This is a genomic window from Pseudomonadota bacterium, from assembly GCA_039033415.1.
Taxonomy (GTDB): Bacteria; Pseudomonadota; Gammaproteobacteria; order Xanthomonadales; family SZUA-38; genus JANQOZ01.
In genome coordinates this window covers 1-12,640 of record JBCCCR010000013.1, presented here as the reverse complement: position 1 = coordinate 12,640, position 12,640 = coordinate 1, and the positions used below count along the sequence as shown (strand labels likewise).

Below are 12,640 nucleotides of genomic sequence, written 5' to 3'. Positions count from 1 at the left end.
GTTAACGGTTGTCAGATAAATCGCCGGTGAAGCTCCTGCCCGTCAGCAACTTTGACGATCGGCCTCGGAGTCGACTTTCCGGCCCGTCATAATTCACGGTTTCAAGTTTGTGATCCGGTGAAAAGAAACGCCTGAACTAAGGCTGAAATATCCTGAATTTTCCGTAAAACGCTCTCGAAACAGTGCCCCGAGGCCAGCACGTCGAGTTTGAGTTTACGTACCAAGGCAGTCCGTTGGCGCGAAGCAAGAACAGTTCCTGGAAGCAAATCCGTCGAGAGGTCAATCTCAAGTAAGGCTGGCGTACACGACCTTTAACACAAGCTCAGCCGCCGTTAGAGAGCTGCGGGAAGACCTCTTGAAACGAGCAAAGTGCTATGGGGACATCCCAATCGTGTCATTGCAATTCACTGTTCCGGACCCGAAATCGAAGCGTTGATTGAGGCGGCCAATCGCCTGTGTAGGGCAAAGTCCGGCAGTGGTTTTACTGAAGCAGAAGACCGCGGTGCCGTAATGCCACAAGTGGTTGAAATTAAGCCAAGTAAGGATTGGCTCCCCGGGACGGGCTCGAACCGCCGACCCGCTGGTTAACAGCCAGTTTTTCGGCTCTTACGTACTTGTTTTTAAATCAATTCTGGCGAGACGTCCCGTTGCGTTTTGCATCACAGTTCATAACCAAGCACCACAGGTTTCGGCAAAATCCCGTCAGTGATTTGGCGGCCTCTGATGTATTTCGCCCGACCACGTCCGTTAGCTGGAACGTAGACATACGCAGGCGTAATCTTGACTTCCGCAAGTAACCGATGTCATTTCACAAGCGCGGTCCAGAGTTGCATAGCTCGAATAACGTGGGGCGGGCAGGGTCGCAGCGACCTCACGCTGAATGGTTTCGGGAAAACCCGGGACGGTCAAAAGCATCGTATGATCCAATGTGAGTAGAAAATTCGCCGTTTATAGATATGTCGGACGAACAATGGTCGGTATGGCTTGGCCGGATTGCCCTGTTACTGGCCGCAACGATCAACTCGCTGGCAACTGCGGGGCTTGCGAGCCTACGTTTAATCGCGGTTTGATTTTTCGGTAAACGCCGCCGTGCTCCTCGGAGCCAGTAGTGAAGGGTGCATTCGGGTTTTGCGGTCTTTATCCAATCGGTATCAGCTTTATGACAAACCTAATTCGGCGCAACTCAAGGTGGCTGTGGCCGTTGTTGCTAACTGCCTCTCCCGCCTGGACTCAGAACTGCGACGTATCTTGGAACGTCGACTCTGACGGTTTCTGGAGTACGGACTCAAACTGGGACACAGGCTTGGAGCCTGCGGCTGGTCAAGTGGTTTGCATTGACCGGCCGGGGGGAACGTTCATCGTTCGGGTGAGCTCCTCGACGGCAGAGGTGTTGGAGATCCACGCGCACGAGCGCGTCAGTATCGAAGACGATGGTGATCTGCGGTCCAGCGGTATAGCCACGTTTGATGCCGGGTTAAACCTAGCCAACGGTGTGCTTCGAACGGCCCAGGCGACGATTGGTGGCACCAGCACGTTCAGTTCCGGCTCCGTTTCGGCTGTGGAAATGACGGTGCTTGACACACTGGTGTTGGCTGGCACCGAGACGAAGACGCTCATCAATACGGTGGTCAACAACCAAGGCACGATTCAACACCTGGCGGGCGAAGTCGTTATTGGTGGCGGCGGGGTCCGCGGCATTAACAATCGGGCGGGTGCTTTGTACGAGCTCGCTGGGGATGTGAGCTTCGGAGGCAGCAGTCTAGATTTCACGAATGAGGGGACTTTACTCAAATCGGCTGGAACCGGCACGGTCGACCTGGGACCCATCAATCTGAACAACCAGGATGGTCGCATTGAGGTTCGCGCCGGCCATCTGCAGCTGCGTGGTGGCGAAGGTGAGGACGGTCACTTAGAGGTCCAGGCTGGAACGACGCTGAGTCTAACCGGGGCCACCGGGTCGCCAATGACATTGAGTGGGAACTTCACAGGTTCGGGTCAGGGGCAGGTTCTGATGCCAGCTGGGCGGATGCAGATCAACGATCCAGGCCTGACTTTGGACCTTCCCGATGGGATGTTCCTGTGGCAAGGCGGAACGCTGGCCGGATCTCGGTTAAACAACCCATCGTTGATTACCCTATCCGGGCCGGACGCCAAGATATTGTCCAACACGTTAATCGAAAACACCGGAACCGTGAGGCATCTGGAAGGCGAACTAGTCATCAGCGGCGGCGGGATTCGTGGCGTGAATAATCGAGATGCGGCGCTTTACGAACTGGGCGGCGACGTGAGCTTCGGTGGCGGCGGTGATTTCAACAATGAAGGGGTGCTATTGAAGTCCGGTGGCAGCGGCACGGTCGACATGGAGTCGATTGCCCTGAATAACGCCGGCGGTCGTATCGAGGTCGTTTCCGGGCGTCTGCAGCTCCGGGGCGGGGTGGGAAGCGGCGGTCATTTTGAAGTGTCCAGCGGCGCAACCCTTGACCTGACTGGCGCCACAGGCGCGCCGATGACAATGAGTGGAATCTACACCGGCTCCGGGCTTGGACAAGTCCGTATGCCAGGAGGGCGACTGCAGATTGCCAGCGCTGGTCTGACGTTCAACTTCCCCGATGGGTTGTTCCATTGGCAGGGCGGCACGATGGCGGGTTCGCAGTTGATCAATCGGGCCTTTTTAACCCTGTCTGGGCCGGACTCGAAGACGCTAAGCAACACAGTCATCGAAAATCAGGGCACGGTACGCCACACCGGAGGCGAGCTGACCCTGGCCGGTGGTGGGTTTCGGGGCGTAAACAATCGCGCCGGCGCCCTGTATGAGCTGCAAGGCGACTTGAGCTTCGGCGGAGGGGGCGCTTTCAATAACGAGGGTCGGTTGGAAAAGTCGGTGGGTAGCGGAACCGCGGACCTGGACACGGTCGATTTCAATAACCTGGGTGGCCGTATCGAGGTAGATTCCGGACGGCTCCAGCTTCGGGGCGGAGAGGGAACGGGCGGCCACTTTGACGTTGGCGATGGCGCAACGCTTTTCCTAACCGGGGACACCGGGCCGCCGATGGTGTTGAGCGGGACCTTTACGGGCTCGGGTCAAGGACAGATTCGCCTGTCGGGCGGACGAATCAACATTGACGATCCAGGGCTGATCTTTGACTTCCCTGACGGGCAATTCTTCTGGCAGGGCGGAACGTTCGCAAACTCGGTTCTCACAAACCAGTCCTTTATCACGCTCGATGGTCCGGATGCCAAAACGCTGATCAATACGGTGATCGAAAACCGAGGGACGGTTCATCATGCCGAAGGGGATTTAGTGCTCGCCGGCGGCGGATTTCGCGGCATCGATAATCGCGCTGACGCCCTCTACGACTTCGGCAGCGAAGCAGGCTTCAGCGGCAGTGGCGACGTCAACAACGAGGGCATCTGGCGCAAGTCGTCGGGCAGCGGGCCGTTTTCCCTGGGTTTCGTCAGGCTAAACAACATCGACGGCCGCGTGGAGATCTTGTCCGGACAGTTTCTCTGGGAGCGGGGGAGCAGCGATGGTGGATTCCTCCTGGTAAACAGCGGCGCAAGGCTGGATCTTAGCGGTAGCTCAAGTACGAGCTTGATTTTCTCAGGCGTTTTTTCCGGCGAGGGAGAGGGCCTTATTCGCATCGCCGGGCCCTTCCGCGGTAGCGATACAGATCCTGTTTCTATGGACTTTCCCGATGGCCTGCTGGAATGGGATAGCGGCGAAATTCGCGGCACGGTAGCCAATCGCGGCACTCTTACCCTGACGGGCGCCGAACCCAAGCGAATCGCCGCCCGTTTTACCAATACCGGGTCACTGATCGTCGCTGGAGAGGGCGACGTCGAAGTTCAGACCATCGCTGAGGTTGAGAACGCCGGTTCTTTCGAGTTTCAGTCGGATGCGGATCTCACTGTTGTTGGGGCGCGCGCATTCGGACCGCTGGAATTTCTCAATTTAGGCACATTCTCCAAAACCGCGGGGGGCGGCGAAACGCTCTTACATGACCCTCAAGATCTAGCGAACTTTGTCTTCACAAACCGTGGTCTGTTGGACGTCAGGAGCGGCAGCCTCACGCTCATGGAATCGATTGGCCCGCTGGACGCCGAGGTGCTTTCGGACGGCGCCTGGTCCGCCACGGAAGCTACCTTAAACCTCCCGGCGGACGTCAACATTACCGGCAGCGAAGCGACTATTACCCTGGCGGGCAGCAGCGCTATGCTCACGGGGATTTCCAACCTTCGTTCCAGCAGCGGACTCCTCCTGCTCCGCGATGGCGCCTCGTTTACGACCGCCTCCGACTTCGCCAACAGCGGGGCTATCGTGCTCGGTGCGGGCAGCCAGTTTGGCGTAGCGGGCGCATACGCCTCGGAAGGCGGCTCCATTGCCGTTACCGTTGGTGGACGGCCGCAAACAGGCCAGTTTGGAAGGCTGGTCGTGACCGGCGACGCACAGCTCGATGGATCTCTATTTGTATCCCTGGAGGATGGCTTTACGCCGGTGCTTGACGACAGCTATCAGGTGGTTGGCGCCAGCATGCTCAACGGCTCTCGATTTGACGAGGTTCTTGGCGCAGAGCCCGTGTTTTCCAGCGCTTATGACGACGCCAACCTGTTCCTGTTTGCCGGTGATGTACCCCTGGTCGATCTTGTTCCCTCAGGTATCACCGCGCCACCAGTGGCCCTGGCGGGGAGCGAAGTGCAGGTGCAGTGGACCGTAACCAACCAGGGATCTGACGTCGCTCGCGGACCTTGGTTTGAGGCGCTTAGCGTCCAACGGATGATTCCTATTGATGGAACCGACCCGATCGAGTGGATCAGTTCCGGCGAGCCAATGCCCGTGGCCGAAGTGAGCGTGCCTAGTGACCTGATGCTGGCACCCGGCCAATCCACTCAGTTGAGCGCAGACCTCACGGTACCCGGGGCGGAGCTTGGTGACTATCGCTGGGCCGTATTTTCAAACCGCCGAGCCGATGTGTTTGAAACCGAAGGTCGTGCCAACAACGAGTTCGAAGCGGCAGAGGTTTTTACACTGGACGTGCCCGAACTTCTTGTGGGTGCAGCGCCCCAATCGGACCAATTTCCTGCGCGGTCCTCTCCGCGATGGTTTCGCGTCAGCTCCCCGGTGGGGCGCGATGTGCAGATAACGCTGGAGTTGGAAAACGACGGCGTCACGGAGCTGTACCTCGGAGCGGATCGTATGCCCGGCCGCTTCGACTTTGATCATCGTCATGAACCCCTGGGCGCCGCCGACGTTTCCGTAGCGTCCTCCCAACGGACCGATCCGGACATCTATTACGTTTACGCCTTTCCGGCTGTGCTGGCTGCTGAGCCCGGCGACTTCACCATCAGCGCAGCGCTTGCACCCATTCGCATCGATACCGTATTCCCTGAGGTCGTCGGCAACGTGGGCAGCGCCACGCTGCTGATCAGAGGAGATCAACTCAGCGAGGCCTTGGCTTTTCGTCTCCGGCGCGGTGGCACGCAAATCAGCGCGCAGGCCCTGCGTCGCACGAATTCCGGAGATGTCTACGCGACCTTTGAACTGAATGGTACGCCCTTGGGTGCCTACGATCTCGTGGTTGTTGAAAACAGCACCGAAGCGGCGTCACTGCCTGACGCGGTGACAATGGAGGCCGCGCGGTCGCCGGATATTGCCGTGTCATTACTGGCGCCATCGGTGATGCGATCCGGCCGACAGGCCCGGCTTACTCTGAGCTACCAAAACCTCAGCAACGTGGACGCCCGGTTACCCTACGTTGCGGTAGGGACAAGCGCGGGCAGCCTGCAGCTGCGGCGCGAATCGACGGATACCCGCCGCGACTGGGACCTGGTGCCGCCTCCGGTGCTGGCCGGGTCTGCCGTGATGCCGCCAGGGTCTCGCGGCGAAATGCCTCTGTATTTCAATGCGCCGCTGGAAACAATGGGCGTTACCCTGTCTGCCTGGGCCGACAGTCCGAGTAGCCCTGTCTTCGGCGGTTCTTCATTCGACTGGGATGTAATCGAGCAGGAAACGCTGCCGGCGGGTGTGGACGCTGGCCTTTGGGCAGCGCGCATTGCGGGCGAGCGGGCTCGCGTGGGCGAGACCTTTGCCGAGCTGTTTGACCTTGTTGCGGCTGAATACATAACGCTCGACGGTGAAGGTTATGACAATCTTGTTTTTGCTGAGGGACAGGTGCTGTTTCAGCCGCCGCCGCTGGCGCCCGGGGGGCCAGAGTTTCGAGGAGTGCTTGGAGAGGACTCAGGCCCTGTAGGCAAATCAGAAACCGAGGAAGAGACCAAAAAGGGTCCGCAGCTTCACCAGCCTGCTGGCAATTCCGGCAATCCCCAGGATCTACATGGCGTTTTTGTCGGTTCCGGGGACTATTCGGGAAGCGGCGGTTTTGGGAGTTTGCCAGGCGCGCAGAAGGACGCAGCGGACCTGTTCAACTACTTCGATACGGGCCTGAACAAACCCGAAGGCTGGACGACGCAGCTCGTCGGTGACACCGATGGTACCCAGGTTTCCCGCAAACGGTTTTTCGATGCGATCGACGCGGCCATTGCTGAAGCGGACGGAAACGATACGGTATTTGTTCATCTTGCGTCTCACGGCATCTGCGATCGCGACGACCCCAAAGGCGCTATCGTGCTCAGTAGCGGGGAGAAAGTTCATGGGGACGAACTCAATCGACGATTTGGAGGCACCGACGCAACGGTTGTGTTCCTGGCAGATACGTGCCGCTCGGCGAGCTATACCGAGCAGATCACCGCGTCTAACGTGGTTAACATTACGAGCACTGACTACTTTGAATCCGCGGTAGACGCAAATTCAACTTCCCAGATCTTTTTGAGCGAACTACAGGCTATGGGCAGCGAGCCCGACTTAATAATGGCCGCCCGAGGCGCTTTAACAAAAAAATGGCTCGAGAGGGCCGCCGACATTCCCTTCAGCGAAGGCGAATTTCAATCGGGCCGACAGGAACTGCGCTACTACCTCGACTACTATCGAAAAGAAAACCCCGGTGATCCCGGGTCAACCACTGCGCCCCCCCTGGAACGTGTTCCCTCATCAAAATTTACTACGCTTTCGGGTGATTCAGATTTTGCACGCGCATCCCGTTTGAAGCAGCGTCAGCATTTGCAACTGGGCATGATTGACTCCCGTGGTAGAGACAGTATTCCCATCGAGGTCAACGAGGCGAAGGCCGGGGCATCCTCGCAGGTTGGGGAAAAGCAGCAAACCGATAGCGAAGAGCCTGACACGGAGCGTGGTGTGGATGTGCGAGCTTCGTACGACCCCAACGAAAAGGTGGGTATTTTGGGTGCCGACGGATTTGTCCACGGCGATGTTGTACTGCCGTACACTATTTTTTTCGAGAACGACCCAAACCTCGCTACGCTTCCCGCGCAGTTTGTGACTATTACCGACGTGTTGGATGAGGATCTGGACCTGGCCACATTTGAGCTTACCGAGATTGCGGTGGGCAGTGAGGTGGTGCCGGTTCCGCCCGGACTGTATGCCTATGAGACGACGATTTCCTTGAGAGCCCAGGACAACGAAGTTGATGCGCGCGTCGCAGTGGAGCTGGATTTTCAGTCTCGGACTGTCACCTGGTCATTCAGCAGCATCGATCCCGCCACCGGACAGCCTACCGAAGACGATCTGGCAGGTTTTTTGCCGGTGAACGATGTGCTGCGGCGGGGTGAGGGGTTTGTCAGCTATCAGGTACTTTCGCTCGCCGGTCTTGCGACGGGAGTTGAGATTGTAAACAGCGCAAACATCGTGTTCGACGACAATCCGCCGATCATTACCAACGAGACGCAGCACCGGCTAGACGTAGATCCACCGACCAGCACCGTGGCGCCGCTACCGGCCCGGAGCCTGGTCGGCATGCAGATCTCTTGGGCCGGCTCGGACGGCGCCGGCTCAGGAGTCGCCCACTACGATGTCTATGTATCCATCGACGGCGAGCCTTTTGTACCGTGGTTGCTGAGCACAACGCGGACCGAGGCCGCGTTGCCGCAGTTTGACGGCACCCTGATCGGCCTCTACTCGGTGGCGACAGACCGGGTGGGTCACCGGCAGCAGCGCCCGCCCCAGGCTCAGGCGCTAACGGAGCTGCTATCAGCGAGGGTTTTTGCCGACGGATTTGAGTAAAGAGCCTTATTAGAATCCGAAGCCGTCCGGAACTAACGTTGTTGGTGAATGTCGGCGGGCGGGTGAACCGGAGGGATTGTCGAACGGTAGTCATGCTTCATGCGCAAGGTCCGAGAATCTGTCAAGACTTACCATGACTCATCCGCGGAAAAACGGGCCAAGCGAATGGCGGCCCATACCTTGTCGATGCAATTGAACAGGTTCCAGGTTCGGTGATTCCCTGATGGTCACACGCGAGAGTAGAGTTTTCTCAATCACAACGGTGGCGGTGCAACTTGATGCTTGCGCGCCCTTGACGATCGGTGGGAATCTATGACTCAGGCTAAAAGCGACTGAGGCAGTCCTAGTCAAGATGTAAATAGCACCTGAGAAATAACTACGGTCAAAGCGAATTGGAGCGGCGTTCCCTGCGCCGTGAAGTCGAGGCCAAACCAACCAGAGTCCGGGAATCGGTTAGGCTAGTCACCCTTAGGCGAGGCTGCGTTCCTTTTCGGACGGGGCCGCGTACCTGGTTAACGTGGTATTGGCCGAACTCTGCAAACGTCGGCAAACGGAAAGGCTGGAGAGGCAGGTGACGAGGTCGTATTTCGACTTAGATATCTGGTCGAGCACAACCATTCGCTGGATCGCCGTCGAGTAAAGTCTGGCTGCGCAGCTAAGAGAGGCAGCCGCCATAGGCGGCGTCCATTGCTGTTTGATTCAGCGCGAACGGGTGTTCTATCTCAGCCCAAGAGTCTTAGTGAGGCGCCCCCCGGTGCTGGTTGGAAGTGTTCGTTTCGCCGTTGCTACGAATCTAGCTCTGGCCTGCGGAGCCGCTGCAACTTTCAACACCATGTCTCAGGTGCTAGCTGCTAAACTCTCGTCAATACGTTTTACTTAACCCACCCGGAAGGTCGGTGTACAGCTCTGGACAGCAAAAAAAGGGAAGCAATCACCATTTTTGAGCAGGTAGTCAATCTGCCTGACGCGAAGCGGGACGCAGCGGTCAGTAGCGCCTGTGAGGAAGATTGGGCGCTAGAGGAGCGGGTTCGCCAACTCCTCAGCGCAGATGATATAAGCGATCACCTGCTAGGCCGGAGCGGGCCGAAGACATCATTGTTTGCTCCGCCTGAGTCTGTTGGTGCCTTCAAGGTGCTGCGTGAGTTAGGGCAGGGTGGTATGGGTCGGGTATTTCTCGGCGAACGAAAAGGCGCGCCTTTTCGCCAGTTGGTTGCGATCAAACTGCTTAGTCCGCACCTCCAGGAAACGGATCTGGTGGCCCGGTTTGAGTCCGAGCGCCGAATTCTGGCTGCGTTGGATCATCCTAACATCGCGATGCTGATCGACGGCGGAGAGACGCCAGATGGAATTCCCTATGTTGTTTTGGAGCACGTGGACGGACTACCGATTGATGAGTTTGTCCGAAAAAACCAGCTGAGTCTCAAGGAGCTATTGTCATTGATGCAGACTGTCTGCGCGGCGGTGGAGGCTGCACATCGGTCGCTGATCGTGCACCGGGACATTAAGCCGAGCAACGTGTTTGTGACACATAAGGGGGTGGTCAAGCTCCTGGACTTTGGCATCGCCAAAAACCTTTCTCTGGACGAGGCGATGGTTCAAACAAGGACCGGCATGCATGCAATGACGCCGGGGTACGCCAGCCCTGAGCAGCTGCTGGGCAAACCGTTGACCACGGCTACGGATGTGTACTCGCTAGGTTGCCTGCTTTATCGACTTGTGACCGGCCGGTTGCCCCACGGTGTTGACGGGCTCACGCCCGCAGCAGCGGCCCAGGTGGTCCTCGAAGATTCCGCTGAATTCCCCAGCAGCGCCCTGGAAAAAGATCGTGTCAGTAACTGGACACCTGGGATGTTGCGCGGTGATATCGATCGGATTGTTATGAAGGCGCTGCATCAGGAGCCGGCCCGACGTTACGCATCAGCCCAGGCGCTCGGAGATGATCTACAGCGTCTCCTCTCGGGAATGCCAGTTGAAGCTAGACCAGATGGGTTTCGCTACGTTGCGGGCAAATTTATTTGGAGGCATCGCATTGCGTCTGCGCTCGTCTCTTTGCTTTTTGTTGGTCTGCTTGGTTCGTTGGGCGTCAGCGTCTCACAGGGAAACCTGGCCAAGCGGGAAAAAGAGCAGGCGCGGATTGCTTACCAGCGTTCCCAGGCCGCTTTCAGATTCATCAGCGACACGCTTGGGCAAGTTAAATCGGGTACCGGCGAGGCAACGACGGTGCTGGAAGCCATCGATCGCGTGGCCGGACAGGTTGAGGAAAAAATCGCAGATCCCTTTACTGAGATGGCAACCCGAGTGGCGATTGGTCGAATCTATGATGGGCTTGGAAAACCTGGAAGCGCCGTCCAGCAATTGGAGATCGCCAAGGGACTCCTGACTCCCGATACGCCTGAAGTCGAGGCCTTGAGCTATGACATCGACTGGCTTTTGACCTGGAACTACTACCTGACAGGCAAGTTTTCGGAAGTGGTGGCGGTGGGGACTCCGGTCGTAGAGAGTGGCTGGTTCCTGGAGGGTCACAGCCAAGTTCATTTCAACGTTGTTGGCGCCATAGCGTCCGCTAAGGCGGAGCTGGGCGACTATGAAGGAGCGATTGCAACGCTTCGCCGTCACATTGTGGAGGTTGAAGAGTTTTTCAGCCGGCTCCAACTCTACAACATGATTGCCGTCTTAGAGATGGGTGTTGGCAATCTCGAGGAGGCCGAAATGATACTTCGGGACACGTTGGCTTTTGTCGATACCGGTGATCCAGGCCGACTTCAACGGGACGTAATCACCTACAACCTTTCCGTCGTGGAGAGTCTATTGGGCCGACATGAGGTTGCGCACGAGAGTCTGACTGCTCTGCTAGGCCGGTTGGCTGAGTACGAAGCGGAAGACAGCATCAACGTGGCGAACGCGGAAGGCAGTCTCGGCTTCAACCACCTTTTGGCTGGCCGGGCCGACGTGGCCGTCAAGTGGTTGAGGTCCGCCCTGAACAAATATACGGCGGAACTGCCCGATGACTGGCGAACTCATTCGGCGCGCGTGGCGCTCGGCATTGCGCTGCGTGAAACCAACGGCGGCAACGGGGCAGCACAACGACACATTGAGGAGGGCCTGAGGGGCCTGCGACGGACAGCGGAGCCAGAAAACCCATGGCGGCGGAAACTTGAAGCGCTGGCGAGCCTTTAGCTCTGGCACGGTAGCTTTAGCGGCGGCCCAGAGAATTGCTTTGCTGTGCGGGCAAACGGGAACGCTGCCTCGAACTGAAACATCATTTAATTCGATTACTTCAGGAATAGCACTTGGTTGAGGACTCCGGCTCAACAGTCAATCAGCTTCTTGAACGGTGGAATCTCGGCGATCGACAAGCGCATGAGGCTCTGCTGGCACGTGTGTATCCGGCGCTTAAGGCCATTGCCGCACGTGCGCTGGCGGCCGAACCCGCCGGTCTATCGCTGCAGCCCACCGCGCTCGTCAACGAGGCTTACCTGAAACTTGTGGACCTAAATCGCGTCGATTGGCGTGGCCGCAGCCATTTCTTGGCTTTGGCTGGCCAGGTAATGCGGCAAATTTTGGTTGACCAGGCGAGGCATCGCGGAGCAGCAAAACGTAGCTGGGGCCGACGCGTCACGTTTACCGGGTCGCTGGCTGAAGTGATGGATAGCGCTGAGGTATTGATACTCGACCAAGCGCTCACTGAGCTGGCGTCAGAACACGGAGATCTGGCGCAGGTCGTTGAGCTTCGCGTTTTCGGCGGGCTGACTATCGAGGAAACTGCGGTTGCCATGGGGACTTCAACGCCCACAGTCAAACGCCGCTGGCGAAGTGCAAGGGCTTGGCTGCTAGATTGGATCTCCAACGATCAATGACTGGATTGTCGTGTATCCGGCCCGCGCGTTGTAGATAGAACCCCTACCCTCATCTGGCAACAAGAGGTTTTATGTAGAAGCCCAGGTTTTAGCGCTAGATCATAGCTGAGCCGATCGTTGGGCACAGCAATTCGCACACTCGTTGTCCCGCCACTGCTGTGCCTTACCCTGAGCGAATGAGGCTTGAAGGCGTCGTTTTGGTGGAGGCTTACAGATTCTTCGGGCGAGTCTGATCCGATTTGCCGTCTTTTTGCGCCGTTAATATCAACGAACAAGAATTCGGTTGATCGACCTGCTTTAAACGGTGTTCCGGGCATCAAAGACGTACCGGATCTGAACGCGATGAGCGTGGAGCCCGTTTCGGGCGTAGAGTTTTACGCGGATTTCCGGTTCTGATTGACGTAGAAACCCCTTTAAACGTGGACAAATGCTCACCATGAACAGACTCGTCGTGTTGGTCGTCACCCTGTCAACGCTTGCAATCGCGCCGGCCGTCGGCCAGGTCCTCTTGCAATCCCCCCAGATTTTAGTCGAGGTTTTGAGTAGAGACTTTTATGATGATCGCAGAAGGAGCGAAGCATGAAGAAGTCTCGATTTTCCGACCGCCAGATTCTGGCCATTCTCAAGCAACACGAAGCCGGCGTGCCAG

Annotated in this window: 3 protein-coding genes; all 3 read left to right on the top strand. The window is 57.6% G+C overall.

Features of this window, described 5'->3' with window-relative positions; all coding sequences use genetic code 11:
- The first annotated feature begins 1,366 nt into the window (after positions 1–1,366).
- The 3 genes from AAF358_12110 to AAF358_12100 all read left to right on the top strand — a co-directional run bounded on the left by AAF358_12110 (position 1,367) and on the right by AAF358_12100 (position 11,991).
- Complete coding sequence (locus AAF358_12110) at positions 1,367–8,134, top strand: hypothetical protein (protein ID MEM7706293.1); 6,768 nt, start codon at positions 1,367–1,369, stop codon at positions 8,132–8,134.
- A 1,095-nt stretch (positions 8,135–9,229) separates the two neighbouring features.
- Positions 9,230–11,311 carry a serine/threonine-protein kinase gene (locus tag AAF358_12105; protein ID MEM7706292.1) on the top strand — a complete coding sequence of 694 codons (2,082 nt, stop codon included), beginning with the start codon at positions 9,230–9,232 and terminating at the stop codon, positions 11,309–11,311.
- 113 nt (positions 11,312–11,424) lie between these two features.
- Positions 11,425–11,991 (top strand): ECF-type sigma factor, encoded by a 567-nt coding sequence (locus AAF358_12100; GenBank protein MEM7706291.1) that lies wholly within the window; start codon positions 11,425–11,427, stop codon positions 11,989–11,991.
- The last annotated feature ends 649 nt before the right edge of the window (positions 11,992–12,640 follow it).